The sequence below is a fragment of the Geodermatophilus telluris genome, from assembly GCF_900102745.1.
GTDB classification, from domain to species: domain Bacteria; phylum Actinomycetota; class Actinomycetes; order Mycobacteriales; family Geodermatophilaceae; genus Geodermatophilus; species Geodermatophilus telluris.
In genome coordinates, this window is the sequence record NZ_FMZF01000005.1 from 305,010 (window position 1) to 330,256 (window position 25,247).

A 25,247-nucleotide genomic window follows, 5' to 3' on the forward strand; every position below is an offset into this window, starting at 1 on the left:
GCGAGGGTACGGCGGTCGCCGCTGCGGGCCGACGGGCCTCAGCCGAAGAACACCTCCGCCTCCGCGTAGCGCTCCAGCGGCACGAGCTTGAGCCGGGCGGTGGCCTCGGCGATCGGCACCGGGACGACGTCGGTGCCGCGCAGCGCCACCATCACGCCCGACAGCCCCGCGTGGACGGCGTCGACCGCGGCCAGCCCGAACCGCGTGGCCAGCACCCGGTCGAAGGCCGACGGCGTGCCGCCGCGCTGGACGTGCCCGAGCACCACCGCCCGGGACTCCCGCCCGGTGCGCTCCTCGAGGACGGCGGCCAGCGCCGCGCCGATGCCGCCGAGGCGGACGTGACCGAAGGCGTCGGTCTGCCCGGTGGAGGTGACCAGCTCCCCGTCGGCCGGCCGCGCGCCCTCGGACACCACCACGATCGGTGAGTAGCCGGACTCGAAGCGGTGCAGGCAGTGCGCCACCACCGCGTCGACGTCGAAGGGCCGCTCCGGGACCAGCACGACGTTGGCCCCGCCGGCCATCCCGGCGTGCAGCGCGATCCACCCGGCGTGCCGGCCCATCACCTCGACCACGAGCGTGCGGTGGTGGCTGTCGCTGGTGGTGTGCAGCCGGTCGATGGCCTCCATCGCCACCCCGACCGCGGTGTCGAAGCCGAAGGTGTAGTCGGTGCCGTCGAGGTCGTTGTCGATGGTCTTGGGCACGCCGACCACCCGGACGCCGCTGCTGGTCAGCCGGGCCGCCACCCCGAGGGTGTCCTCGCCGCCCACCGGCACCAGCGCGTCGATGCCGTGCGCCGCCAGGCAGCCGAGCACCCGCTCCGGGCCGCCCTCGAGCGCGAACGGGTTCGTGCGCGAGGTCCCCAGCACGGTGCCGCCGCGGGGCAGCAGCCCACGGACGGCGGCCAGGTCCAGCGGGACGGCGTCGTCCTGGAGCAGGCCGCGCCAGCCGTCGCGGAAGCCGACGACCTCGTCGCCGGAGGCGGTCGCCTTCCGGACGACGGCCCGGATGACGGCGTTGAGACCGGGGCAGTCCCCACCGCCGGTCAGGATCCCGATGCGCACCACGCCTCCCCGTGACGAACCGCAGGTCAGGACCGATCCTGCCCCAGCGGGGTGACCGCGGTCACCGTCCCCCGCCCCGGGACCGGCAGGATCCGCCCGTGGACCCGGCCGACCTGCTCGCCCTCATGCCCTTCGCCGTCGCCACCGGCGTCGAGCTCGACACCGCCGCACCCGGGGAGGTCACCGGCCGGCTGCCCTGGGCGCCGCAGCGGTGCACCGCCGGCGGGGCGCTGCACGGCGGCGCGCTCATGACCCTGGCCGACACCGTCGGCGCGGTCTGCGCCTTCCTCAACCTGCCGCCGGGCGTGTCGACGTCGACGCTCGCCTCGGCCACGTCGCTGCTGCGGGCCGTCCGCGGCGGCACCGCGCACGCCACGGCGCGGCCGCTGCACGTCGGGCGCTCGACGGTCGTCGTCCTCACCGAGGTCACCGACGACGACGGCCGCCCGGTGGCCTCGGTGACCCAGACCCAGGCCGTCCTGGCACCCCCGATCTGACCCGCCCGGTCCGTGCACCGCCGCGGAGGTGCACCGGACGCGGGGCGGCTCAGCGGCCGCGGGCGGTCTCCATCGCGCGCCAGCGGGCGAGGTTGTAGCGGGCGTCGACGAGGGCGTCGTGCGTGCCGGCGGGCTTGGGCGGCAGCTCGGGCCGGCCGACGTCGTCCCACCGCTGCCGCAGCTCGCGGGTGAACCGCGGCACCGCCCGCGGCAGCGCCGTCATCGGTCCCCAGAGCTGGGCCAGCGCCACGTGGTCGTAGGCGGCGAACCACGCCCACAGCTCGACCTCCTCCCCCGGGCCGGTGAGGAAGGCGAGCAGGTCGTCGCGGATGCGGCGGCGGCTGCGCCAGGCGCGGTCGGCCGGCGGGGGCAGCTGGTCGAGGACGTTGCGGCGCACCCACGGGATGGCCCGCCGCTCGTCGAACTCGGTGCTGACCGCGTAGAACTCCCGGCCGGTCTCGTCGACGACGCCGATGGAGACGAGGTCGATCGTGGTGCCGTCCTCGATGAACTCGGTGTCGTAGAAGTAGCGCCGCACCGCCGCGCCGCTCAGCCGGCCAGCGTGTCCGGGGCCCGGTGGCCGGCCTCGTCGCTGGGCGGCTGCAACCGGCTCACGACCTCCGCGGCGCTGGCGCCGGTGGCGTCCATGCCCCGCTTGACGACGGCGCCGTAGACGTCGACGTACTCCTGCCCCGTCAGCGTCATGATCTCGTACATGATCTCGTCGGTGATCGACCGCTCGACGTAGCGGTCGCCGGCCAGGCCCTCGTAGCGGGAGAAGTCCAGCGGCTCGCCGAAGCGCACGTGGATGCGCACGAGCTTGTGCCCGAACGGGATCCGGCGCGGGGCGTAGGTCATCGCCACGGGCACCACGGGGACGCCGGTCTCCAGCGCCATGCGGGCCACGCCGGTCTTGCCGCGGTAGAGCCGGCCGTCGGGCGAGCGGGTGCCCTCGGGGTAGATGCCCAGCAGCCGGCCCTGGCGCAGCATCTGCAGGCCGGTGCGGATGGCGCCCTCGGCGGCGGTGGCGCTGGAGCGGTCGATGGGCACCTGGCCGGCGCCGGAGAAGAAGGCCCGCCGCAGCGCACCCTTCGCGCCGCGGCCGGTGAAGTACTCCGCCTTGGCCAGGAAGGTGACCCGGCGCCGCAGCGACAGCGGCATGAAGATCCAGTCCGCGGCCGAGAGGTGGTTGCTCGCGAGGATCGCGGCGCCGGTGGCCGGCACGTTCTCGCGGCCCTCGACGCGGGGCCGGAACACCAGCTTCGCGACCGGGCCGATCGCCACGAACTTGAGGAACCAGTAGAACAACACGCCTCCCTGGGGAACTGCCAGACTAGGGAGGCGGGAGCCCCGGCGACAATCCGCCCCGGGCACCCGCGCGTCGCCACCCCCGCGTGGCACCGTCGCCGGACGCCGAGGAGGACTCCCCGTGGTGCCAGACCGGCCGGTGCGACGTCCCCGGAGGACCGCGTGACCGGCCCGCGCCGCGGCCGCGGCCGGCTCGACAACGGCCTGGACGCCGCGCTCTGGGCGCCGGTGCGCGACGTCGACCCGCGGGTGGGCGAGCACCTGCTCGACGTGCTGCGCGAGGCCGGCATCGCCGCGTACCTGGAACCGGCCGCCGACGTCGAGCCCTACACCCGCACGGTCACCTACCCCAGCCCGCCGGCCGACCGGCTCTTCGTCGACCGCGCCCGGCTGGGCGAGGGCCGCGCGCTGGTCGACCGGCACGCCGACGACCACGCCCCCGCCGAGGCCGTGCGCCGCCCGGCCCGCCGCGACCTCGACGAGGACGCCGAGTGGGCGCGCATCGTGGCCGCGTACGAGGCCGAGCACGGCCGGACCGTGGTCGAGGACGCCCTCCCGCCCCGCGGCCCCGCGCCCGCCGTGGTGCCGGAGCGGGAGGAGCCCGAGGAGCACTACGAGCCACCGCCGGCCCCGCCGGTGCCGCTGCCCTCCCCCTCGACGCTGTACGCGGTGCTGCTCGCCGCCGCCGGGGTCGTGCTGGTGGGCGCGCCGCGGGTGCTCGGCCTGACCACCGACACCGGCCTGGTCCTCGGGGTGGCCGCGCTGGTGGGCAGCGCGGGGCTGTTCCTCTCCCGCATGCGGGAGCGCTCCACCGACGAGGGGGACGACGGCGCGGTCGTCTAGCCGCGGCGCTCGGTGCAGGCGGCGGCGCGGGCGAGGTCGGCGGCCCCCACCAGCCCGGCCTGCGCGCCCAGCGCCGCGGCCACCACCCGCGGGCCGGGCCGGAAGCCCCGCCCCGGCAGGGCCCGGTCCAGCCGCTCGCGCGCCGGCCGCAGCACCATCTCGCCGAGCACGCTCACCCCGCCGCCGATGACCACGACGTCGGGGTCGAGCACGGTGGCCAGGTCGGCGATGCCCTGCCCGAGCCACTCGCCGACGTCGCTGACCAGGCTGAGCGCCACCGGGTCGCCCTCCGCGGCCGCCCGGGCCACGTCCTCGCCGGTGAGCCGGCCGGCGTCGCCGTCCACCCGGTCGAGCAGCCGGGCCGCCGCGGCCGGCGAGCGGGTGGCCACCTCGCGGGCGGTGGTGGCCAGCGCGCTGCCGCTGGCGTACTGCTCCCAGCAGCCGCGGTTGCCGCAGGGGCACAGCCGCCCGTCGGGGACCACGCGCATGTGGCCCCACTCCCCCGCCACGCCGTGCGCGCCCCGCTGCAGCCGTCCCCCGGCCACGATGCCGCCGCCGATCCCGGTGCCCAGCGTCACGCACAGTGCCAGCTCCGCGCCGCGGGCGGCCCCGAAGCGGTACTCGGCCCAGGCGGCGGCGTCGGCGTCGTTGCCCACCCACACGGTGCGCTGCAGCCGGGCGACGAGGTCGCGGCGCAGCGAGCTGTGCCGCCAGGCCAGGTGCGGGCTGAACAGCACCACGTCGCCGCTGCGGTCGAACCAGCCGGCCGCCCCCACGCCGACGGCGGCCAGCGGCCCGCCGTGCGCACCGGCGAGCTCGGTGACGACGTCGGCCACCGCGGTCTCGGTCTCGGCGACCGAGGCGGTCGGCGTCGAGCGGCGCGCGGTGGCCAGCACGGTGCCGTCGGGCGCGACCACCCCGCCGGCCACCTTGGTGCCACCGACGTCGACCCCGAGGGCCGGCAGGTCGGCGGGACCGGCGTCCCCGGTCGTGGCCACTCAGCCGATCTCGATGTGCTGCACCGGCGCCGGCGGGTCCGCGTCGCCCGGGACCGGCTCCGGCGCCGCCCGCGGCGGCTCGGCCGGCTCGGGCGGCTGCTCCTCGGCCAGGGTGCGCAGCGCGGCGGCCGCGGTGGTGAGCGCGTCGGCCAGGGCCTCGGTCACCTCCGGCCGGCGGGCGACGGCGGCCAGGCGGCAGACCGGGCACCAGCGGCAGTCGCCGCCCGGGACGTGCCCGGCGGCCTCCGCACCCGGTCCCGGCTCGGTCTCCGCCCAGGACTCCGCCACCGCCTGCCCCAGCCCGGCGACCACCCGCCGCGCCTGGTCGAGCCAGTCGGCTCCCTCGCTCACCGCGTCCCCCTCTCCTCGCCCGGGTGCCCGCCGCCGTCCCCGGCGTGGGCCGCCAGCAGGTCGGCCGGCCACAGCTCCGGGTCCGCCGCGAACCCCACCTCGAGCCGCGCGGCATCGGTCCCGGCAGCCGTCAGGGTGCCCGCGGTCACCACGCAGCGCCGCAGCAGGGCGTCCAGGCGCAGCGACCGGCGGGTGCCGGCGGCGGTCACCACCAGCTCGTCCTCCCAGCGGGTCAGCGCCACGTCCGCCCGCTCGGCGAACGGCAGCGGCAGCGTCAGCCGCCAGCCGTCCTCCACCCGCTCGGGTGCCGGCGGCACCGGGCCCGCGGACGGGCCCGGCAGATCGGGCAGGAGGGCGGCGAGCGCGCCGGCGTCCTCCGGCGCGGACGCCGTCTCCGGGACCGGGTGCACCGGCGCGACCCCGGCCAGCGCGGCCAGCGCGGCCTCCTGCTCACCGAGCCGGGCGGCCCACCAGTCGCCGGCGCCGCCCCCGGGCAGCACGCGCACCAGCACCCCGGCCGGGCGCTGCCCGTGCACCGCGAGGGCGGTGGCGGCGCGGCGCAGGTCGGCGACGGCGGCCGGACGCGGCGGGGCGACCAGCCAGACGGCCGTCGCGCCGGGGTCGGTCAGCGGCTGCCGGTCGAGCAGCGCCTCCAGCTCGGGGACCACCCCGAGCGCCACGTCGGCGGCGCCGCGGCGCAGCGTGCCCGCGCGGACGGCGGCGGTGCGGACGGCGGCCAGCACCCGCACCCGCGTCGGCAGTGCCTGGTCCAGCCACCAGCGCAGCGCGCCCGGCAGGGCGACCAGCGCCGCGGCCGCGGCCAGCGGACCGGCGTCGACGACGACGTCGGTGTCGGTGTCGGCTACACGGCCCACGGCGGCCAGCAGCGCCAGCTCGCCGGTCCCCGGCAGCGGCACCACCGACGTGGCCGGCGGCAGCGCGAGGCCGGGCACCGCACCGGTGAGCTCGGCGGCCCGGCCGGCCCAGAACCGGGCGAGGTCCGCCTGCGGGTCGACCCGCACGACGTCGAGCCCGGGCTGCCCCGCCGCGCCGGACGGCGGCTGCTGGCCGGTGACGAGGACGGCCCGGCGGCCGGCGCGGGCGGCGCGGACCGCGGCGGCGGCCGCCAGCGTGGTGGTCCCGGCACCGCCGGGACCGGTGAACAGCAGGATCGGCACGCCGGTCAGCCCTCGACGCGCTTCTTGAGCTCCTTGAGCGCGGTGTCGAGGATGACCTTCTCCGCCCGGCGCTTGAGCATCCCGATCATCGGCACCGCCATGTCCACGGTGAGCCGGTAGGTCACCTCGGTGCCCCCGCCGACCTCGGCGAGCGTGTAGGAGCCGTCCTGCCGCTTCATGATCTTGCTGCGCACGAGCGTCCAGGAGACCTGCCGGTCGCCGTCCCAGGTGTAGTCGAGGACGTAGTCGTCGGTGAGCACGGTGGCGTCGATGACGAAGCGCACCCGGCGGGCGCGGCCGTCGTCACCGCTCTCGAGCACCTCGACGGTCCTGGCCGCGCCCACCCACTGCGGGTACGCGTCGAAGTCGGCGATCACCGCCATCACCTCGGACGCCGGCGCCGAGACGACGATCGACTGGGTGGACTGCTCGGCCATGCGACGAGGCTAGCCGCTCGGCACCCGCCCGCCCGCCGGGCGGCCGACGTGCGCCTACTCACCGGTAGGGGCACCCGGTAGATTCGCGCCGACGTGTCCCGTGGGGGGACCGCGGGCACCGGCGCCCCGGCCTGGCGGGCAGGAAGGACCGAGCGTGCGCGAGTACAGCGTCCCGGCGAGGAGCCAGGTGGCCCCCGACGCCGCCCTCACCGACCTGCTGGCCGACAACGTCGCCCGGCACGGCGGCGAGGTCGGCCTGCGGGTGCAGCGCGGCGGCCGGTGGGAGGACGTCACCTGGCGCGAGTTCGGCGACCAGGTCGCCGGCGTCGCCAAGGGGCTCATCGCCGCCGGTGTCGGCCCCGGCGACCGCGTCGCCCTGCAGGCCAAGACCCGGTACGAGTGGCCGCTGCTCGACTTCGCCATCTGGACGGCCGGCGCGGTCACCGTGCCGGTCTACGAGACCTCCAGCGCCGACCAGGTGGCCTGGATCCTCGCCGACTCCGGCGCGGTCGCCGCCGTCGTCGAGCGGCCCGAGCACGCGGTCGCCGTCGACTCGGTGCGCGAGCAGGCCCCCGACCTCGGGCCGCTGTACGTCATCGAGGACGACGCCGTCGGCGCGCTCACCGCCGCGGGCGCGGGCGTGCCCGACAGCGAGCTGGAGGCCCGCCGGGCGACGCTGCACGCCGACAGCCTCGCCACGCTGATCTACACCAGCGGCACCACCGGCCGGCCCAAGGGCTGCGAGCTCACCCACGGCAACTTCCTGTTCGAGATCGACAACGGGATCACGCTGCTGCACCGGCTCCTCGGCGACGAGGACTCGCTGCTGCTGTTCATCCCGCTGGCGCACGTGCTGGCGCGCGTCCTGCAGGTGGGCGCGGTCAAGACGCGCACCGTCACCGGCCACACCCCCGACGTGAAGAACCTGGTCGAGGACCTCGGCGCCTTCCGGCCGACGTTCGTGCTCGCCGTCCCCCGCGTGTTCGAGAAGGTCTACAACTCCGCGAAGGCCAAGGCGGACGCCGACGGCAAGGGGAGGATCTTCGACCGGGCCGCGCAGGTCGCCGTCGACTGGTCGCGCGCCCAGGACCACGGCGGCCCCGGCCTGGCGCTGCGGGTGCAGCACGCGCTGTTCGACCGGCTGGTCTACGGCAAGCTGCGCGCCGCGCTCGGCGGCCGCTGCAAGGGCGCCATCTCCGGCGGCGCCCCGCTCGGCGAGCGCCTCGGCCACTTCTTCCGCGGCATCGGCGTGACCGTCTACGAGGGCTACGGCCTCACCGAGACGACGGCGGCCGCGGCGGTCAACCACGACGAGGCCGTCCGCGTCGGCACCGTCGGCCGGCCGCTGCCCGGCGTCGGCTTCCGCATCGCCGACGACGGCGAGATCCTCGTCCGCGGCGGCGTGGTCATGCGCGGTTACTGGAACAACCCGCAGGCCACCGCGGAGGCGATCGACGCCGACGGCTGGTTCGCCACCGGCGACATCGGCGAGATCGACACCGACGGGTTCCTCCGGATCACCGGGCGCAAGAAGGAGATCCTGGTGACCGCCGGCGGCAAGAACGTCGCCCCCGCGGTCCTCGAGGACCGGCTGCGCGCGCACCGGCTGGTCAGCCAGTGCATCGTCGTCGGCGACCAGCGCCCCTTCATCGCCGCGCTGGTCACCCTCGACGCCGAGGCGCTGCCGCTGTGGCTGCAGTCGAAGGGGCGGGCCCCCGACACCCCGGTCGAGCAGCTCGTCGACGACCCCGACGTCCGGGCCGAGCTCGACGCCGCCGTCGCCGAGGCCAACAAGGCGGTGTCGCAGGCCGAGGCGATCAAGAGGTACCGGGTGCTGGGCACCGACTTCACCGAGGACAACGGCATGCTCACCCCGAGCCTCAAGCTCAAGCGGGCCGTGGTGATGAAGGAGTTCGACACCGAGGTCGAGGAGCTCTACGCCCGCTGAGGCGCGGCCTCACCGGGCCGGGGGTGTGAGCAGGTCGGCGAAGGTGGCCGCGATCGTCGTCCACGACCAGCGCTGCTCCACCCACGCGCGGCCGGCCGCGCCCAGGGCCCGGGCCCGCGCCGGGTCGTCGAGCAGGGCGGTGACCGCGTCGGCCACCGCCGCCGGGTCGCGGGGATCGCCGACGACGGTGCCGGTCTCGCCGTCGCGGACGGCCTCCGGTGCGCCGCCGGAGGTCCCCGCGACCACCGGCAGGCCGCACGCCGCGGCCTCGAGGTACACCATGCCCAGGCCCTCCACGTCGAGGCCGCCGCGGCGGGTGCGGCAGGGCATGGCGAAGACGTCACCGGCCGCGTAGTGCTCGGGCAGCCGCGCCGGCGGCACCGGGCCGGCGAGGACGACCGAGCGCTCCAGGCCCCGCGCGGCGACCGCCCGGCGCAGGTCGGCCTCCAGCGGCCCGCCGCCGACGAGCAGCAGCTGCGCGCCGGGGTGCCGGGCGAGCACCCGGGGCCAGGCGGCGACGAGCACGTCCTGTCCCTTGCGGGGCACCAGCCGGGACACGCAGACCACCACCGGCCCCTCCCCCAGCCCGTGGCGGCGGCGCACCTGCGCCCCGTCGGCGGCCGGGGTGAAGCGGTCGACGTCGACCCCGGGTGAGAGCTGCGCGAGCCGCGTGCGCCCGACCAGCGCCGGCGCCAGCCGGCTGCGGGTGTACTCGCTGATGTAGGTGAGGACGTCGAGGCCGCCGGCGATGCGGCGCAGCAGCCCGCGGGCACCGGGCAGCGCCACCCAGCCGGTCTCGTGGCCGTGGGTGGCGCCGACCAGGTGCCGGACGCCGGCGGCCCGCAGCGCCGGCGCGAGCAGTCCCAGCGGGGCGGCGGCGCCGAAGAAGGCGGTGTCGCAGCCGTGCTCGCCGGCCAGCGCGGCGGCTGCGCGGGCGGTGCCGGGCGTGGGCAGCAGCACGCCTGTCGGCCGGCGGACCACCCGGTAGGGCAGCCGGGCGTCGTGCGCCTCCCAGCCCGGCGACCGGGAGGCCAGCACCACCAGCGACTCCGGCGGCCGCCGCTCCAGCAGCGCGGCCACGAAGGTCTGGATGCCGCCCTGCCGTGGCGGGAAGTCGTTGGTGACGACCAGGGTGCGCTGCGCCGGGGTCACCGCTCGCCCAGCCGCAGCCAGTCCTCGGCCAGCGCGATCCGCTGCGCCGTCGTCGGGTGCGACCCGAACCACCACTGCCACGGCGCCGGCGGGCTGGGGTCGGAGACGTTGGTCTCGGCCAGGCGGCGCTGCATCTCGATGAAGGCCGCCGCGTTGCCGGTGAGGTCGAGCGCGTACAGGTCGGCGCGGGCCTCGACGTGCCGCGACACCAGGTTCTGCACGGGCGTGGCCACCAGCGAGCCGAGGAGGACCAGGAGCAGCACCAGCGGCACCACGCGGGGGTCCCCGGGTGCGTCCGCGCCGGCGCGGCGCAGCAGGGGCGCCCGGGTCAGCAGCCAGCCGAGCAGGCAGACGGCGGCGGCGGCGCCCAGCGCCCCCAGCAGCGTCCCGGTGAGGACGTCGTCGGTGGCCACGTGGCCCAGCTCGTGCGCCACGATCGACTCGATCTCGTCGTCGGGCACGTCGGCCAGCAGCGTGTCGTAGAGGACCACGCGGCGGGTGGAGCCGAAGCCGGACACGTAGGCGTTGAGCGACGTCGTCCGCCGGGACGCGTCGGCGACGAGGACGTCCTGCACCGGGGAGCCGCTCTCCTCGGCGAGCTCCAGCAGGTCGGTGCGCAGCTGGCCGGCCGGCAGCGGCTGGAAGCTGTTGAACGCCGGCTCGATGACCACCGGGTAGAGGAAGGAGCCGGCCACCACCAGCCCGGCCGCCCCCGCCGACGCCCACGCCCACCAGGTGCGCGGCGCGCGCCGGGCCAGCGCCACGAGCACCAGCACGACGACCGCGGTCAGGCCGGCGTCGATGGCGGTGGAGACGCCGACGTCGCGCAGCCACAGCGGCCAGGAGCGGGTGGACAGCCCGTAGCGGTGCCGGACCACCTCGCCGTAGGCGGCCACCGGCAGCGTCACCAGCCGGCCCACGACCACGAGCGCGACCGTGCCCAGCAGCACCTGCCAGCCCCAGCGCCCGCCCACCGGCCGGCCGGCCGCGGTCACCAGCCGGCTGCCCAGGCGGCTCAGGCCCAGCAGCGCGGAGCTGGCCAGCCCGAGCAGCAGGCCGACCACCGAGGCGGGACGGATCGCGGCGGCCAGCGCCTCGGCGCGCACGACGACGGCGGCGGGCAGACCGGCGTCGGTGCTCGCCGGCGTGGCCCCGCCGGGCGGCGTGGGCAGCAGCGTCCACGGCGTGCGGACGGCGACCACCACGACGAACGCCGCACCGAGCACGGCCGCCGCGAGGAGGGCGGCCCGAGCGCCGGCCCGGCGCGAGCCGTCCACCCGGCCGATCCTAGGTGCCGCCCCGCCCCCGTCCCGGGACGGCTCCGGGGACGGCCGGACGGCTCCGGGGACGGCGCGGGCCGGGGACCCCGCGTGGGGTCCCCGGCCCGGGTGTCCGACCGTCCGGCCGGTCGCCGCGGCGCTGCTAGGCGATGCGGCGCATGGCGGTGATGCCGCCCATCGAGTCGACCGACACGACCTTCACCGGCTCGCTGGAGGTGGAGGCGTGCACCATCTGGCCGTTGCCGATGTACATCGACACGTGGCTGACCGGGCTGAAGTAGAAGATCAGGTCGCCGGGCTGCAGCTCCGAGCGGCTGACCGCGGTGCCCGTCTGCGACTGCATGCGGCTGGAGTGCGGGAGGCTGATCCCGGCCGCCGCGTAGGCGTACTGGGTCAGGCCCGAGCAGTCGAAGGCGTCGGGCCCGCCGGCTCCCCACACGTAGGCGTCGCCGACCTGCGCCAGCGCCGTCTGCACCGCGGTCTGCGCCGCGCCGCTGCCGCCGGCCGGGGCCGGAGCCGGAGCGGCGGCCGCCGGGGCGGGGGCCGAGGCGACCGGGGCCGGCCCGGCGGCGACCGGCGCGCTCTGCCCGACGGAGCCGGCCTGCTGCGCGGCCAGCGCCCGCTGGGCGGCAGCGGCCGCCTCCTGCTCGGCGGCGGTCAGCGCGGCGACCTGCTCCTGGTAGTCGGCGATGTCGTCCTGGAGGCGGTCCTCCTGGGCGGAGAGGTCGTCGAGGGTCCGCTGCGCGGCGGCCTCGGCCTCGTCGGCGTCGGCCTGCGCCTGCCGGGCGTCCGCGGCGGCCTCGCCGACCTCGGCCAGCACGTCGGTGGTGTGCCCGGCGATCTGGTCGAGGGTGGCCAGCGAGCTGACGAAGTCCTCGGCGGAGTCGCTGGTCATCAGCAGGTCGAGCTCGGCCATCGAGTCGCCGGCGGTGTACGCGCTGCGAGCGACCTCGCGCAGCCGGCCGTCGAGGGCGTCGAGCTGCGACTGGGCGTCGGCGGCGGCGCGGTCGGCCTCCTCGACGGCGGCCTGCTGCTGGCCGAGCACCTCGCGGGCCTCGTTGACCTGCTCGCTGACCACCTCGAGCCGGTGCCCGGCCTCGGCGGCGAGCCGGGCGGCCTGCGCGGCCGTGTCCGCCTGCTCGGGATCGGCGGTGGCGGTGCCGGGGAGGAGGGCCAGCGTCAGGCTGGCAGTGGTCCCCACGAGCACGACCCGGCCGAGGCGGCGGACCAGCGAGGGGGTGTGCGGGCCGGCGGCACTGGCGGTGCGGGTGCTGCGGCCGGCGGTGGACTGTGCGCGTGCGTGCCCCAGGGCAGGGCGGGGGGTCGCCACGGTCGGCGGCTCTCCGTTCTTCCTCAGCAACCGCCTACCGAGTTAGCTGACGGGTTCGGGCTGGGAAGACGTGCCCTATCTCCGTGCGCCGGAGCGGGTCCGGCGCACACGAGAACTCACCCCAGTGCTGCGGTGGGTCCCCGGTTCACCTCGCGCGCGCCCGGGGGCGGCGTCCGGCGACTCGGCGGTGTCCGGCCGAGGCCACCTCGCATCGGGTGACGACCACCCGGCCGAACGCGGGCCACAGTACGGACGTGGTGCAGTTGTGACAAACGGGGGTCGCGGTGACTGTGGGGAAGCACACGCTCGGTCGCCGCGCCACGCCGGAGCGTGCCCACGGGGCTCCGACCTCGGCCTCAGCCCGTCCGGCGCCTCCCGGCCGGTCGCGCCGACCCCGCCGGCCGGTGACGCAGCGGAGGCACCAGGCCCCCCTCGGCCAGGGCCCGGACCGCGCGCCGTTCGACGTCGTCGAACTCCACCACCACACCCGGGCGGGGGGCGTCGTCGCGCCCCGGCGCCCGCGCCGCCGGGACCGGCGGCACCGGCAGCAGCACGGGCTCGGTGCCCCGCTCCCCCGGCGGCGCCCCCAGCAGGGCGGTGACGACGCAGTCGGCGCAGCCGGTGCCGCGCGCGGTGCACGAGTCGCAGTCGATCAGCATGGCCGTGTCCCTCCGGTGGCCCGGCCGCGCCGCCCGGTGCCGGGCCGCGGTCGGGACGGTCTCCCTGTCGGTCGCTGCGCACGCTAGGGACGGCCACCGACAGTCCCTGCTCAGCGGCCCGCGTACTCCCAGTGCCAGGGCTCCTCGCGGCCGTTGCCCGCGTCGGCCCAGGTCGGGTGCAGCCAGCCGAAGCGGCCGGCGTTGGCCACCATCCACGCGTACTGCGGCGTGCCGAACGCCTCGACGCCCCCGCACAGGTCCACCGCGAGCCCCCAGCCGTGGTTGCTGGTACCCGGCACCGCCGCCAGGGCCGGCTTCTCGCCGTAGAGGCGGACCTGCCCGGCGTAGGTCCGGTAGGAGTCGGTGATGCACAGCGGCTGACCGAAGGCCTCGGCGTAGGCCGCGCTCATCGCCCGCCAGGCCGCGGCCGCGTCGCAGCGCAGCGCGTGACCGGCCACGCCGATCGGGCACAGCGCGCTGGGCGGGATGAGGCCGTTGGGGTAGCCGCCCCAGGAGCGGGCGCCGTCGAAGCTCGGCGGGTGGACCGGGTTGCCGCACTCGACGCGCAGCGCGCCGCCGGTGGGACCCGGTGCCGGCACCGCGGGCCGCGGGCCCAGGCTCGGCCGGCCCACGAGCAGCACCTCGTCGGTGGGCACCCGCCGGACGACGACCGCGCCGGCCCGCCCGTCGGCGGCCAGCATGGTCTCCCGGTCGAGGGCGATGCCGACGTGGCCCAGGCCCGACTCGGGGGTGCCCAGGAACACCAGGTCGCCGGGCAGCACGTCGGCGGGGTCGACCGGCGTGCTGACGGCGAAGAGCCCGGCCTGGTCGGCGGGCAGGTCGATGCCGGCGGCGCCGTAGACGGAGGACACCAGCGACCCGCAGTCCCAGGAGTCCGGCCCCGCCGTCCCGGGGGCGTAGGGCCGGCCGAGGGTGTCCATGGCGGCGGAGACCGCGGCGAGGGTCTCGGCGGGCAGCACCAGCAGTGACGTCGGCTGCCGGGGCAGCTGGGCGGCGCCGGCCTGCGCTCCCCCACCGGCGGCCGCGACGGGCGCCAGCCCGGCCGGCAGGCCGGCCGCGGGGTCCCGCAGCGCCGAGGCCGGCGGGGCCTGCACGCCGGCCGCGGCGAGCCGGTCGAGGTGGGCCCGCCAGTTCGCCGCCGTCTGCGCGTTGACGTCGCCCTGCGCGCGCTGCAGCTGCGCGAGCTGCCGGTCGACCTCGCCGAGCGCCGCGTCGAGCTCCCCGGTGACCGCGGCAGCGGCGGCCTCGAGGTCGGCGGCCTCCCCGGCCAGCCGGTCGGCCCGCCCCTGCGCCTCGGCGAGGGCGGCGTCGGCGGCCTCCTGCCCGGCCACGGCCGCCGCGCGCTGCTGCACGGCGCCGTCGACGACGTCGGCGGTGTGCGCGTCGACCGCCTCGAGGTAGGCGAGCGCGGCGGCGGCGTCCCCGGGGTCGCCACCGGCCAGGAGCACGGTCAGCGGCGTGAGCGCCCCGCCGTCGCGGTAGACCGCCGCGGCGTAGTCGGCCAGCACGTCCTGGTCCCGCGCCAGCGCGGCCTCGGCGTCGGCGACCGCGGCGCGCGCCGTCTCGACGTCGGCCCGGGCGGCGGCCAGCGCGTCCCGGGCGGCGGCGACCTCGGCCTGGCGCTGCTGCAGGTCGGCCTGCACCTCGGCGGCCCGCTGCTGCAACCGGTCGAGGGCCTCGCTGTCGAGCACCCCGCTGGTGCCCCCCGGCTGGTCGCTGGGCGCGGCCGCGGCGGGTGCGGCGAGGACCACGGTCAGCACGACGGCGACCGCGGTGGCGAGGCCCAGCGCCGCCGACCGCGACCGGGTCCCCCGCGGCGACCGCGCGCGCATCGGTCCCCCTCCCGACCTGCCGGCCACCCTGGCCCGTGGCCGGATCGTGCCCCAGCGTCCGCCACCCGCGCCACCAGGTGCGGCCTGCCTCCCCCGCCCGGGCGAGCGCCGGTGCCCCGACGGGTGCCCGCGGGACTGTCCGACCCCCGGCCTACCGTCCCGCCGTGCACTTCCCCAGCGCCCGTCCCGGCGGCACCGGGCCCCGGCTGTCCCGTCACGAGCGGGCCGCCGCCCACCCCGGCTCTTCCCCCGCGCAGACCACGATCGACGAGCTGGGGACGCCGCTGGCGGCGGTCACCTTCGTCGTCGTCGACCTGGAGACCACCGGGGGCTCGCCCAAGGACAGCGCGATCACCGAGATCGGCGCGGTCAAGGTGCGCGCCGGCGAGGTGCTCGGGGAGTTCCAGACGCTGGTGGACCCCGGCTGCGAGGTGCCGCCCTACATCAGCGTGCTGACCGGCATCACCACCGCCATGGTGGCCACCGCGCCCCGCATCGCCGCGGTGCTGCCCGCATTCCTCGAGTTCGCCCGCGGCGCGGTGCTCGTGGCGCACAACGCGCCCTTCGACCTCGGCTTCCTCAGGGCCGCGTGCGAGCAGACCGGCACCGCCTGGCCCCCCGCCGCCTCGGTCGACACCGCCGTCCTCGCCCGCCGCCTGCTCTCCCGCGACGAGGTGCCCAACTGCAAGCTGGCCACGCTGGCCCCGTTCTTCTCCGCCGCCACCTCGCCGTGCCACCGGGCACTGGACGACGCCCGGGCGACCGTCGACGTCCTGCACGGCCTGTTCGAGCGGCTCGGGCCGCTCGGCGTCACCTCGCTCGAGGAGCTGACCTCCCTCACCCGCCAGGTCGACCCCGAGCGCCGCCGCAAGCGGCACCTGGCCGAGCACGTGCCCTCCGGCCCGGGGGTCTACGTCTTCCGCGGGCCGCGCGACGAGCCGCTCTACGTCGGCACGTCCACCGACCTGCGCACCCGCGTGCGCAGCTACTTCTCCTCCAGCGAGCAGCGCAGCCGGATGACCGAGATGGTGGCCCTCGCCCAGCGGGTCGAGGCGCTGCCGTGCGCGCACGACCTGGAGGCCGCCGTCCGGGAGCTGCGGCTGATCGCCGAGCACAAGCCGCGCTACAACCGCCGCTCGCGCTTCCCCGAGCGGGCGCTGTGGCTGCGGCTGACCGAGGAGGCCTTCCCCCGGCTGTCGGCGGTGCGGCGGGTGCGGCCGGGGGCGGGGCTGTTCCTCGGCCCGTTCGCCGACCGGCGGGCCGCGGACATGGCGATGGCCGCCGTCCACGAGGCGCTGCCGCTGCGGCAGTGCACCGCGCGGCTGTCCCCGCGCGTGCACACGAGCGCCTGCGCGCTGTTCGGGATGGGCCGGTGCGGCGCGCCGTGCACCGGGGCGCAGTCGGTCGAGGAGTACGCCGCGATCGCCGCCGTGCTGCGCGCCGCGGTCGCCGGCGACCCGCGCGACCTGGTCGCCCCCCTGCTCGACCGCGTCGACCGGCTGGCCGCCGAGGAGCGCTTCGAGGACGCCGCGGTGCTGCGCGACCGGGTCGCCGTCCTCGTCCGCGCCGTCCGCCGGAGGCAGCGGCTGGAGTCGCTGGCCGCCGTCCCGGAGCTCGTGCTGGCCCGGCCCGACGGCGAGGGCGGCTGGGCGCTGTCGGTGGTGCGCCGCGGCCGGCTGGTGGCCGCCGGCTGCGCCGCCCGCGGGGTGTCGGTGCGCGACACGCTGGCCGGCCTGCGCGCCACCGCGGAGACGCCCACGGGACCCGACGGCGAGCTGGCCGCGTCGGTGGACGAGACCGAGCTGGTGCTGCGGTGGATGGAGAAGCCGGGCTCCCGGCTGGTCGAGGTGCACGGCACGCTGGCGTGCGCGGCACCGGGCACGGGCGGGCTCAGCGGGTTCCTCGCGCGGGTGGAGGCCGGCCGGGCGCTGCGCGACCCCTTCGCCGACGACCGGCAGCTGGGCACCCGCACCCGCCCCGAAAGACTGACCGCAGGCAGCTGACCTGCGAGAACGCCTCCTACGGCCCCGCTGCAGGGACACGCCGCGAGCGGAGCGAGTGGTGGGGGGCAGCGGGGTCCTTCTACCATCCCCGGCGTGATCACCGCCATCGTGATGATCGACGCCGCCACCGACGCCATCGGCGAGGTGGCCCAGGCCGTCGCCGACCTGGACGGCGTCAGCGAGGTCTACTCCGTCGCAGGGGACACCGACCTCGTCGCGATCGTGCGGGTCCGGGAGTTCGAGCAGGTCGCCGAGGTGATCGCCGGCCGGATCAACAAGGTGCCCGGCGTCCTCGAGACCGACACCCACATCGCCTTCCGCGCCTACTCGCGGCACGACCTCGAGGCGGCCTTCTCCCTCGGCTTCGACAACGCCGACTAGCGCCCGGCGGCCGCGCGGCTGACCGCCACCCAGCGGTCGAGCAGCGCGCCCGCCCGACCGTCGTCCACCGCGGCGGCGGCGCGCTCGATGCCGCCCGCCAGCGCGCCGGTGAGCTCCCCGCCGCGCTCGTCGAAGGCGACCAGGGCCGCCGCGGCGTTGAGCAGCACGGCGTCGCGCACCGGCCCCGCCTCGCCGCCGAGCACCCGCCGGAACACCTCGGCGTTGTGCGCCGGGTCCCCGCCGCGCAGGGCGTCCGCGCCGGCCGGGGCGATGCCGAGGTCGGCCGGGTCGACGACGCCCGGGGTCACCGCGCCGTCGCGCGCCACCCACACCCGCGACGTCGTCGCCGTGGTGAGCTCGTCGAGGCCGTCGTCCCCGCGGAACACCAGCGCGCGGCTCCCCCGGCCGGCGACCACCGCGGCGAGCACCGGCGCCATGCGCGCGTCGGCGCAGCCGATGGCGGCGGCGACCGGGCGGGCCGGGTTGGTCAGCGGGCCGAGGAAGTTGAACACCGTGCCGATGCCCATCTCCCGGCGCGGGGCGGCGGTGTGCCGGTAGCCGGGGTGGAAGACCGGGGCGAAGAAGAAGCCGATGCCGGCCTCCTGCACGCAGCGGGCCACGGCCGGCGCCGGGAGGTCGATGACCACGCCCAGCGCCTCCAGCACGTCGGCGGCCCCGGACGACGACGACGCCGCCCGGTTGCCGTGCTTGGCCACCGGGACGCCGGCCGCCGCGGTGACCACGGCCGCCATCGTGGAGATGTTCACCGTGTGCGCACCGTCGCCGCCGGTGCCGACGACGTCGACGGTCGCCCCGGGCAGCTGCACCGGCGTGGCGCGCTCCAGCATCGTGGCGGCCAGCCCGGCGACCTCCGCCGGCGCCTCGCCCTTGGCCCGGAGCGCCACGGCGAAGCCGGCCACCTGCGCCGGCGTCGCCTCGCCGGTCATGATCTCGCGCATCGCCCAGGCGGTGTCGTCGGCGGCGAGGTCCTCACCGGCCAGCAGGCGCGTCAGCAGGCCGGGCCACGACGGCCCGGCGGAGGTGCGCGCGCTCACCGGGAGACGGATCGGCGGGACGGGCCGCGCCCGGCCCGCTCGCGCAGCAGCCCGGCCACGACCTGTGGGGCGGCCAGCGGGTCGACCGGCAGGGCCAGCGTGCCGTCGGCCTGCGACCAGTGCGCCAGCCAGCGGTCGGGCTGCCGGGCGATGAGCACGCAGATCGCCGGGCGGTCGGCGACCTCCACGACCATCTGGCGGGACAGCGCCAGGCCCCCGGTGGGCTGCGCCTCGCCGTCGAGGATGCAGAGGTCCACGCCGCCGCCGTCGACGGTGTCGACGACGTCCTGCCCGGTGGCGCACTCCAGCCAGGTGAGCGGGCCGACGTCGGGTGCCGGACGGCGGCCGACGGCGGTGCGGACGGCCTCGCGGACCTCGGGCCGGGAGCTGTAGACCAGGACGGTGGCGGGCGCGTCGCTCACGTGCCGGAGCCTAGTGCCCCGGCCCCGCCCCGCCCGGTGCGGACGGCACCCGGACGGGGGACGGTCTCGACCCGGTCACGGAGCAGGCACGCCGTGCCACCCGCGCTCGGTGCGTGTCGCCGGCCGGTGCCATGATGGGCGTCGTGACAACGGCCCCCGTGGCGAGCAGCACCTTCGACACCTCGCGGGTGCACTCCCTGACCCGACCGAACATGGTCAGCGTCGGCACGATCATCTGGCTCTCCAGCGAGCTGATGTTCTTCGCCGGTCTGTTCGCCATGTACTTCACCGCGCGCGCCCGGGCCACCGAGGGCTGGCCGCCGGAGCCGACCGAGCTCAACCTGCCCTACGCGCTGGTGTTCACGCTGATCCTGGTGGCCTCCTCGGTCACCTGCCAGATCGGCGTCTTCGCGGCGGAGAGCGGCAACGTCTACGGCCTGCGCCGGTGGTTCGTGATCACCTTCGTCATGGGCCTGGTGTTCGTCCTCGCCCAGGCGAACGAGTACCGGGTGCTGGTCACCGAGCACGCGACCACCATCTCGAGCTCCACGTACGGCTCGGTCTTCTACCTGACGACCGGCTTCCACGCGTTGCACGTCATCGGTGGCCTCGTGGCCTTCGTGTACGTGCTCATCCGGTCCACCATGGGCCGGTTCACGCCGGCACAGGCGACCTCGGCCATCGTGGTCTCCTACTACTGGCACTTCGTCGACGTCGTGTGGGTCGGGCTCTTCGCCACGATCTACCTGATCCGCTAGGGAACCGGTGTCCACCACGAACCCCCAGTCCGACACCCAGCCCGACGAGGGGCCGCGCCGGTCCCGCTGGTCGCGGCGGCCGGCCGAGGGCTCCCCGGCGGCCGCCGCCCGGGCCCGCCGCCGCTCCAAGCAGCGTCGCCGGCTGGCCAACGTCGCCGCCCTGATGACCGGCCTGGTCCTGACCGGCGCCCTCTACTCCACCCTCGCCCCGGGGGCCCAGGCCGCCGACGAGGGCAGCGAGTCCAGCGCCGAGGCCGCCGGCCGCGAGCTCTACGAGCGCAGCTGCATCAGCTGCCACGGCGAGAACCTCGAGGGCGTGCCCAACCGGGGCCCGTCGCTGATCGGCGTCGGCGAGGCGGCCGTCTACTTCCAGGTGCACACCGGCCGCATGCCGCTGGTCCGCCAGGAGGCCCAGGCCCCCGACAAGCCGGCCATCTTCTCCGACGAGGAGATCGACCAGCTGATGGCCTACGTGCAGGCCAACGGCGGCGGCCCCGTGCTGCCCTCCGGCGACCTGCGCGACGGCGACCTGGCCGCCGGCGGTGAGCTGTTCCGGCTCAACTGCGCGCAGTGCCACAACTTCGTCGGCGAGGGCGGCGCCCTCTCGTCGGGCAAGTACGCCCCCAGCCTCGAGGACGCCAACGACCTCGAGATCTACGCGGCCATGCTCAGCGGGCCGGAGAACATGCCGATCTTCGGGGACAACCAGCTGACCCCCGAGGAGAAGCGCTCGATCATCAACTACATCCAGACGATCACCGACATGCCCGACCCGGGTGGCGCGGGCATCGGCCGCATCGGCCCGGTGAGCGAGGGCCTGGTCATCTGGGTCGTCGGCATCGCGGCCCTGCTGTTCGGGATCTTCTGGATGGGGAGCAAGGCGTGACGACGCACGACACCCGCCCCGGCTCGACCGGCGGCGCGGACACCCCCGGCCCGCTGCACGGCGGCCCGGACGACGACTACACCCCCGAGCAGCTGGCCACCCTCCCCCGGGAGGAGCTCGACCGCCTCGGCGCCCGCTACGACGGGGTGGAGGTGCTGCACGTCGAGCCGGGTCCCGAGCCCGGCTCGGCGCTGGAGAAGCGCGCCGTCCGCCAGGTCGGCCTCATGTTCGGCCTCGCCGGGCTGTCGGCCTTCGCGTTCGTGGTGGTCTACGCCGGCGCCGGGTGGTTCCTGCCCGACTGGCAGTGGGAGCTGGGCAGCAACACCTTCAGCGTGCTGTACACCCCGCTGCTCGGCCTGCTCATGGCGCTGGCCTTCACCTTCTTCGGCGTGGGCCTGGTGCTCTACACCAAGAAGCTGCTGCCGCACGAGACCGCCGTCCAGGACAAGCACGACGGGTCGCACTTCGACCGGGTGACCACCGGGGCGACCCTCGTCGGCGGCCTGCACAACAGCGGCCTGAAGCGGCGCAAGCTCATCACCCGCAGCCTGGCCTTCATGGGCGGCGGGCTGGGCCTGATGCTGGTGGCCCCGCTCGGCGGCCTGATCAAGGACCCCAACGAGGGTGACCCGCTGGGCACCACCGAGTGGGCCGAGGGTGTCCGGCTGGTCCGCGACGACGGCACGCCGATCCGCCCCGGCGACCAGGAGCCCGGCTCGCTGGAGACGGTCTTCCCGGCGGTCCCCGAGGGCAACCGGCTCTCCGACGCGGCCACCATGCTCATCCGGCTGCGCCCCTCGCAGCTGGAGCAGGCCACCCCGCGCAGCGGCCAGGAGGACTTCGGCTACGGCGACTACGTCGCCTACTCCAAGATCTGCACGCACGCCGGCTGCCCGGTGTCGCTGTACGAGCAGGAGACCAGCCGGATCCTCTGCCCCTGCCACCAGTCGCAGTTCGACGTGACGCAGGGCGCCAAGCCGGTCTTCGGCCCGGCCACCCGCTCGCTCCCCCAGCTGCCCCTCGCGGTCGACGACGAGGGCTTCTTCGTCGCGCGCAGCGACTACATTGAAGCCGTGGGTCCCACCTACTGGAACCGGGAGCGCATCTGATGGCCCGTACCGCCACTGCCCCGGGTGCGCCCAAGACGCTCCTGGGCAAGGCCGCGCTCGAGGTCGACGACCGGCTCATCGTCGCCGGCCCGCTGCGCAGGACGCTCAACAAGGTCTTCCCCGACCACTGGTCGTTCCTGCTCGGCGAGATCGCGCTCTACTCCTTCATCATCCTGCTGCTGACCGGCACGTACCTGACGTTCTTCTTCCAGGCCTCGATGACCGAGGTCGCCTACGACGGCTCGTACGCGCCGCTGCGGGGCATCGACATGTCGATCGCCTACGCCTCGACGCTGGACATCTCCTTCGACGTCCGCGGTGGTCTGCTCATCCGGCAGATGCACCACTGGGCGGCGCTGCTGTTCATGGCGTCGATCGTCTGCCACATGCTGCGGATCTTCTTCACCGGCGCGTTCCGCCGGCCGCGCGAGACCAACTGGCTCATCGGTGTCGCGCTGCTGATCCTCGGCATCTTCGAGGGCTTCGCCGGCTACTCGATGCCCGACGACCTGCTCTCGGGCACCGGCCTGCGGATCATGTCGGCGATCATCCTGTCGATCCCGGTCATCGGCACCTGGGCGCACTGGGCGGTCTTCGGCGGTGACTACGTCGGCGAGCTGATCGTCGGGCGGCTCTACATCGCCCACGTGCTGATCATCCCGGCGATCATCCTGGGCCTGATCGCGGTCCACCTGCTGATCCTGGTCAAGCAGAAGCACACCCAGTTCCCCGGCCCCGGCCGCACCGAGCACAACGTGGTCGGCAACCGGCTCTTCCCGACCTTCGCCGGGAAGGCGACCGGCCTGCTGCTCGTGGTCTTCGGCGTCTGCGCCGCCCTGGGTGGCCTGGTGCAGATCAACCCGCTGTGGCTGTGGGGTCCGTACAACCCGGCCCAGGTGTCCTCGGCGTCCCAGCCCGACTGGTACGTCATGTTCCTGGACGGGTCGACGCGCCTCTTCCCGGCGTGGGACATCTACCTGCCGGGCAACTACAACATCCCGGCGCTGTTCTGGCCGACGGTCGTCCTGCCGGGCATCATCTTCACGCTCCTGCTGGCCTACCCGATGCTGGAGCGGAAGCTCACCGGCGACACCGCCTCGCACCACCTGCTGCAGCGCCCGCGCGACGTCCCCGTGCGGACCTCGCTGGGCACGATGGCGATCTCGTTCTACATCGTGCTGCTGCTCTCGGGCGCCAACGACGTCATCGCGGACAAGTTCGACATCAGCCTCAACGCGATGACCTGGATCGGCCGCATCGGGCTGCTGATCATCCCGCCGATCGTGTACGTGCTGACCTACCGCATCTGCCTGGGTCTGCAGCAGCACGACCGCGAGGTGCTCGAGCACGGCATCGAGACCGGTGTCATCCGCCGGCTGCCGCACGGTGAGTTCATCGAGGTCCACCAGCCGCTCGGCCCGGTGGACGAGCACGGCCACGGCCAGCTGGCCTACGGCGGCGCTCCGGTGCCCAAGAAGATGAACCAGGTGGGCGGTGCCCGCCGGGCCATCCGCGGGTTCTTCTCCCCGATCGAGGAGCCGGCCGCGGTCGAGCTCGAGCAGCGCGGCGAGGACCGCGGCCTGGCCCCGGCCGAGCCGCAGCGCGAGCTCACCACCAGCGGCCGCCCGGCCGAGGGTGGTCGCCCCTCCGAGGGTGGGCGGCCGTCCGAGGGTGGTCGTCCGCAGGAGCCGCGCGACTGACCCGCGAGTGATCGACGCCCCCGTCAGGGGGCGGCCAGCAGGGCCCCGGTGGGACTCCCACCGGGGCCCTGCTGCGTTCCGGGGTGGCACCTCGTGCAGGAGTGACGGGCCCTGCCGCGCTCCGCCGCTGCGGGGTGCTGCTCGACCCGGACCGCACCGACCACCGCGGACGGGCCCACCGGAGGGGCCGCGCCCGTTCTGCTGCAGGCGCGGACGGCTCGGAGGAAGCACCCACCTCCCAGTGGCCCACCATGACCGTCCCACAGCGCAGAGGGCCGACGACGGTGGTGTCGTGTGCCTGCCGCGCCGGGAGCTCCTCCGTGCCGGAGGAGCCTGGACCGGGACGATCGACGGGTCGAGGACCCGGTCGGACGCGCTCAGCCGCCCGACTCCCCCACCGAGGCCGGCGTCCCCGGATCGCACTCGCGGCATCGGCGGAGCGGCGTCGGTGCGGCGTGGAGTGGGTGCGGCAGGCCGGCCGTGCAGGCCCCTGGGCGGACGACGTCCACGGGCGGACGACGTCCACGGCCGGTCGCCACACCCGCCTGGTGCCGGAACGGCCGAGGGCCCTCCCCCGCGGTGCGGGAGAGGGCCCTCGGTCAGGCGGTCGGCGTCAGCTGGACTGCGCGTTCTGCCCCACGTAGTACTCGAACAGCAGCCCGCCGGTGGCGATCAGCAGCGCGACCACGCCGATCAGGATCAGCCAGGCGTACCAGAACGCCAGGCCCAGCCCGGTGACGGCGGCGGAGAGGGCCAGCCCGAAGGGCCAGTAGCTGGCCGGGCTGAAGAAGCCCAGCTCGCCGGCGCCCTCGGCGATCTCGGCGTCCTTGCGGTCCTCGGGGCGGGGGTCGATGCGGCGGGAGACGAACCAGAAGAACCCGCCGATGAGCCCGGACAGCCCCGCGGACAGGATGAGGGCCGTGGTGCCGATCGGCTCCCGGGACCAGATGCCGTAGACGGCCGCGGCGACGACGCAGAAGACCGCGATCAAGTTGAGAATCAGCGCCTCGACCTTCACGGTCGTCCTCCCTGCGCGTTGGTGGCGGTGGTGGTCACGAGGGCGGCGGGCTCAGTCCGCGGCCCGCTGGTAGTACCCGTCGCCCACGCGGAAGGGACGGGTCGTCGTCGCCTCGCCGTCCTGGCCGATGCTCTCCAGCGCCTCGTAGGTGGTCTGACCGGCCTCGCGGGCGGCCAGGTAGGCGTCGTAGTCCTCACCGCTGACCACGCGGACCTCGAAGTTCATGTACGCGTGGTAGCTCCCGCACAGCTCGGCGCACCGGCCGACGTAGGCGCCCTCCTGGTTCGCGTGGACCTCGAAGACGTTGTCCCGGCCGTTCTCGTTGCCCGGGATGACGTCGAGCTTGAAGAGGAACTCCGGCACCCAGAACGAGTGGATGACGTCGGCGGAGGCGACCTCGAAGCGGACGTCCTGGTCGACCGGCATGACGAGGATCGGGATCTCGTCGGTGGCGCCCACGGTGTTCACCGGCTCGCCGTCCTCACCCGTGGTCTCGGGGTAGACGAACTGCCAGTTCCACTTGAAGGCGTTGACCGCGATCGTCGTGTCGGGGTCGTCACTGCGCTCCTGGACCTGGTTCTGCACGACGACCGTGAAGAAGAACAGGCCCGCGATGACCAGGAACGGGAAGATCGTGTAGGCGATCTCGAGCGGCAGGTTGTAGGCCGTCTGCCGCGGGAGCTCGTCGCCCTTCTTCCGGTGGAAGAGGACCGACCAGACGATCAGGCCCCACACGAAGAACCCGACGACCAGGGCGGCGATGACCGAGCCGGTCCACAGCTCGCGGACGCTCTCGGACTCCTCGGTGATGCCCTCGGGGAATCCGAAGCGCCAGAACTCGTTGTTGAGGTCGCACCCGGTGAGGGTGAGCGCCCCCAGGAGACCGAGCGCGGCGACCCGCGCGAGCCTGCTGCGTCGAGCCACTGCTCGCTGCCTCCTCGTTCCTCCACCCGGGTGACCCGGGTGGTTCTCCGGCGCGACCGGCCGCGGGGACCCCACGGCGGTCCGTGCGCCGACCTC

At 75.9% G+C, this 25,247-nt stretch carries 25 protein-coding genes and 1 riboswitch; of the genes, 9 read left to right on the forward strand and 16 right to left on the reverse strand.

Annotated elements, in window-relative coordinates:
* Positions 1–38: 38 nt before the first annotated feature.
* Complete coding sequence (locus tag BLQ97_RS17345) at positions 39–1,061, reverse strand: ATP-dependent 6-phosphofructokinase (protein ID WP_091367248.1); 1,023 nt, start codon at positions 1,059–1,061, stop codon at positions 39–41.
* Between the two features lie 98 nt (positions 1,062–1,159).
* Here BLQ97_RS17345 and BLQ97_RS17350 point away from each other — a divergent pair, with 98 nt between their 5' ends.
* Complete coding sequence (locus tag BLQ97_RS17350) at positions 1,160–1,558, forward strand: PaaI family thioesterase (RefSeq protein ID WP_091367249.1); 399 nt, start codon at positions 1,160–1,162, stop codon at positions 1,556–1,558.
* Positions 1,559–1,607: 49 nt separating this feature from the next.
* Here the strand turns inward: BLQ97_RS17350 and BLQ97_RS17355 are convergent, their stop codons facing one another.
* Together BLQ97_RS17355 and BLQ97_RS17360 are read right to left on the reverse strand one after the other, a co-directional pair.
* Positions 1,608–2,096 carry a polyadenylate-specific 3'-exoribonuclease AS gene (locus BLQ97_RS17355; RefSeq protein ID WP_091367250.1) on the reverse strand — a complete coding sequence of 163 codons (489 nt, stop codon included), beginning with the start codon at positions 2,094–2,096 and terminating at the stop codon, positions 1,608–1,610.
* A gap of 11 nt (positions 2,097–2,107) precedes the next feature.
* Positions 2,108–2,869 (reverse strand): lysophospholipid acyltransferase family protein, encoded by a 762-nt coding sequence (locus BLQ97_RS17360; RefSeq protein WP_245692345.1) that lies wholly within the window; start codon positions 2,867–2,869, stop codon positions 2,108–2,110.
* A 159-nt stretch (positions 2,870–3,028) separates the two neighbouring features.
* Here BLQ97_RS17360 and BLQ97_RS17365 point away from each other — a divergent pair, with 159 nt between their 5' ends.
* Positions 3,029–3,709: a hypothetical protein gene (locus BLQ97_RS17365; protein WP_091367252.1), complete on the forward strand. Its 681-nt coding sequence runs from the start codon at positions 3,029–3,031 to the stop codon at positions 3,707–3,709.
* Here the strand turns inward: BLQ97_RS17365 and BLQ97_RS17370 are convergent.
* From BLQ97_RS17370 to BLQ97_RS17385, 4 genes are read right to left on the reverse strand one after another with little or no spacing between them, the layout of a single operon-like run.
* Entirely contained in the window at positions 3,706–4,707 is a 1,002-nt protein-coding gene (locus tag BLQ97_RS17370; protein WP_091367253.1) for an ROK family protein, read from the reverse strand. The genes BLQ97_RS17365 and BLQ97_RS17370 overlap by 4 nt on opposite strands.
* Positions 4,708–5,058: a hypothetical protein gene (locus BLQ97_RS17375; protein WP_091367254.1), complete on the reverse strand. Its 351-nt coding sequence runs from the start codon at positions 5,056–5,058 to the stop codon at positions 4,708–4,710. It abuts the gene before it with no gap.
* Positions 5,055–6,236, reverse strand: coding sequence for an ArsA family ATPase (locus BLQ97_RS17380; RefSeq protein ID WP_091367255.1), 1,182 nt, complete (start codon positions 6,234–6,236; stop codon positions 5,055–5,057). The genes BLQ97_RS17375 and BLQ97_RS17380 overlap by 4 nt, the downstream gene beginning before the upstream one ends.
* 5 nt (positions 6,237–6,241) lie before the next feature.
* Positions 6,242–6,673 carry an SRPBCC family protein gene (locus BLQ97_RS17385; RefSeq protein ID WP_091367256.1) on the reverse strand — a complete coding sequence of 144 codons (432 nt, stop codon included), beginning with the start codon at positions 6,671–6,673 and terminating at the stop codon, positions 6,242–6,244.
* 154 nt (positions 6,674–6,827) lie between these two features.
* On the opposite strand from BLQ97_RS17385, the gene BLQ97_RS17390 reads away from it, so the two are divergent.
* Positions 6,828–8,621 carry an AMP-dependent synthetase/ligase gene (locus BLQ97_RS17390; protein WP_091367257.1) on the forward strand — a complete coding sequence of 598 codons (1,794 nt, stop codon included), beginning with the start codon at positions 6,828–6,830 and terminating at the stop codon, positions 8,619–8,621.
* A gap of 9 nt (positions 8,622–8,630) precedes the next feature.
* On the opposite strand, the gene BLQ97_RS17395 is transcribed toward BLQ97_RS17390, so the two are convergent.
* The 5 genes from BLQ97_RS17395 to BLQ97_RS17415 form a co-directional block, all read right to left on the reverse strand.
* Complete coding sequence (locus BLQ97_RS17395) at positions 8,631–9,773, reverse strand: glycosyltransferase family 4 protein (RefSeq protein ID WP_091367258.1); 1,143 nt, start codon at positions 9,771–9,773, stop codon at positions 8,631–8,633.
* Positions 9,770–11,050: a M48 family metallopeptidase gene (locus BLQ97_RS17400; protein ID WP_091367259.1), complete on the reverse strand. Its 1,281-nt coding sequence runs from the start codon at positions 11,048–11,050 to the stop codon at positions 9,770–9,772. Before BLQ97_RS17400 ends, BLQ97_RS17395 begins: the two co-directional genes overlap by 4 nt.
* Before the next feature lie 145 nt (positions 11,051–11,195).
* Positions 11,196–12,254, reverse strand: a complete 1,059-nt coding sequence (locus BLQ97_RS17405) for a C40 family peptidase (RefSeq protein WP_342670512.1) — start codon at positions 12,252–12,254, stop codon at positions 11,196–11,198.
* Between the two features lie 145 nt (positions 12,255–12,399).
* Positions 12,400–12,565: riboswitch (cyclic di-AMP (ydaO/yuaA leader) on the reverse strand.
* A 174-nt stretch (positions 12,566–12,739) separates the two neighbouring features.
* Entirely contained in the window at positions 12,740–13,042 is a 303-nt protein-coding gene (locus tag BLQ97_RS17410) for a hypothetical protein (protein WP_091367260.1), read from the reverse strand.
* A gap of 110 nt (positions 13,043–13,152) precedes the next feature.
* The gene (locus BLQ97_RS17415) at positions 13,153–14,895 is read right to left on the reverse strand and encodes a M15 family metallopeptidase (RefSeq protein ID WP_091367261.1); all 1,743 of its coding nucleotides are present in this window, start codon (positions 14,893–14,895) and stop codon (positions 13,153–13,155) included.
* 164 nt (positions 14,896–15,059) lie between these two features.
* Between BLQ97_RS17415 and BLQ97_RS17420 the strand changes: the two genes are divergently transcribed.
* Both BLQ97_RS17420 and BLQ97_RS17425 read left to right on the forward strand, forming a co-directional pair.
* Positions 15,060–16,898, forward strand: coding sequence for a DEDD exonuclease domain-containing protein (locus tag BLQ97_RS17420; protein WP_091367262.1), 1,839 nt, complete (start codon positions 15,060–15,062; stop codon positions 16,896–16,898).
* A 93-nt stretch (positions 16,899–16,991) separates the two neighbouring features.
* A complete protein-coding gene (locus tag BLQ97_RS17425; RefSeq protein WP_091367263.1) occupies positions 16,992–17,279 on the forward strand; it encodes an Lrp/AsnC family transcriptional regulator in 288 nt (95 codons plus the stop codon).
* Here BLQ97_RS17425 and trpD read toward each other — a convergent pair.
* Together trpD and BLQ97_RS17435 are read right to left on the reverse strand one after the other, a co-directional pair.
* Positions 17,276–18,334, reverse strand: a complete 1,059-nt coding sequence (gene trpD, locus BLQ97_RS17430; protein ID WP_091367264.1) for an anthranilate phosphoribosyltransferase — start codon at positions 18,332–18,334, stop codon at positions 17,276–17,278. The genes BLQ97_RS17425 and trpD overlap by 4 nt on opposite strands.
* Positions 18,331–18,756, reverse strand: coding sequence for a hypothetical protein (locus BLQ97_RS17435; protein WP_091367265.1), 426 nt, complete (start codon positions 18,754–18,756; stop codon positions 18,331–18,333). Before BLQ97_RS17435 ends, trpD begins: the two co-directional genes overlap by 4 nt.
* A gap of 134 nt (positions 18,757–18,890) precedes the next feature.
* Between BLQ97_RS17435 and ctaE the strand changes: the two genes are divergently transcribed.
* Genes ctaE through qcrB form a run of 4 tightly spaced genes read left to right on the forward strand, consistent with a single transcriptional unit; the run spans position 18,891 to position 23,209 of the window.
* Positions 18,891–19,514 (forward strand): aa3-type cytochrome oxidase subunit III, encoded by a 624-nt coding sequence (gene ctaE, locus BLQ97_RS17440; RefSeq protein WP_342670513.1) that lies wholly within the window; start codon positions 18,891–18,893, stop codon positions 19,512–19,514.
* Between the two features lie 7 nt (positions 19,515–19,521).
* Positions 19,522–20,400 carry a cytochrome bc1 complex diheme cytochrome c subunit gene (gene qcrC / locus BLQ97_RS24285; protein WP_091367266.1) on the forward strand — a complete coding sequence of 293 codons (879 nt, stop codon included), beginning with the start codon at positions 19,522–19,524 and terminating at the stop codon, positions 20,398–20,400.
* Positions 20,397–21,509 carry a cytochrome bc1 complex Rieske iron-sulfur subunit gene (gene qcrA, locus BLQ97_RS17450; protein ID WP_091367267.1) on the forward strand — a complete coding sequence of 371 codons (1,113 nt, stop codon included), beginning with the start codon at positions 20,397–20,399 and terminating at the stop codon, positions 21,507–21,509. Before qcrC ends, qcrA begins: the two co-directional genes overlap by 4 nt.
* Positions 21,509–23,209 (forward strand): cytochrome bc1 complex cytochrome b subunit, encoded by a 1,701-nt coding sequence (gene qcrB / locus BLQ97_RS17455; protein WP_091367268.1) that lies wholly within the window; start codon positions 21,509–21,511, stop codon positions 23,207–23,209. The genes qcrA and qcrB overlap by 1 nt, the downstream gene beginning before the upstream one ends.
* Positions 23,210–23,822: 613 nt before the next feature.
* Here qcrB and BLQ97_RS17460 read toward each other — a convergent pair.
* The gene (locus BLQ97_RS17460) at positions 23,823–24,227 is read right to left on the reverse strand and encodes a cytochrome c oxidase subunit 4 (protein ID WP_091367269.1); all 405 of its coding nucleotides are present in this window, start codon (positions 24,225–24,227) and stop codon (positions 23,823–23,825) included.
* 51 nt (positions 24,228–24,278) lie between these two features.
* Positions 24,279–25,151 carry an aa3-type cytochrome oxidase subunit II gene (gene ctaC / locus BLQ97_RS17465; protein WP_091367270.1) on the reverse strand — a complete coding sequence of 291 codons (873 nt, stop codon included), beginning with the start codon at positions 25,149–25,151 and terminating at the stop codon, positions 24,279–24,281.
* Positions 25,152–25,247: the final 96 nt, after the last annotated feature.

What these genes read in the sequence shown, in the direction of transcription:
- BLQ97_RS17385 (WP_091367256.1), bottom strand. Translation starts at nt 6,673, where the DNA reads ATGGCCGAGCAGTCCACCCAGTCGATCGTCGTCTCGGCGCCGGCGTCC.
- BLQ97_RS17410 (WP_091367260.1), bottom strand. Translation starts at nt 13,042, where the DNA reads ATGCTGATCGACTGCGACTCGTGCACCGCGCGCGGCACCGGCTGCGCC.
- BLQ97_RS17415 (WP_091367261.1), bottom strand. Translation starts at nt 14,895, where the DNA reads ATGCGCGCGCGGTCGCCGCGGGGGACCCGGTCGCGGTCGGCGGCGCTG.
- ctaE (WP_342670513.1), top strand. Translation starts at nt 18,891, where the DNA reads ATGGGCGTCGTGACAACGGCCCCCGTGGCGAGCAGCACCTTCGACACC.
- qcrB (WP_091367268.1), top strand. Translation starts at nt 21,509, where the DNA reads ATGGCCCGTACCGCCACTGCCCCGGGTGCGCCCAAGACGCTCCTGGGC.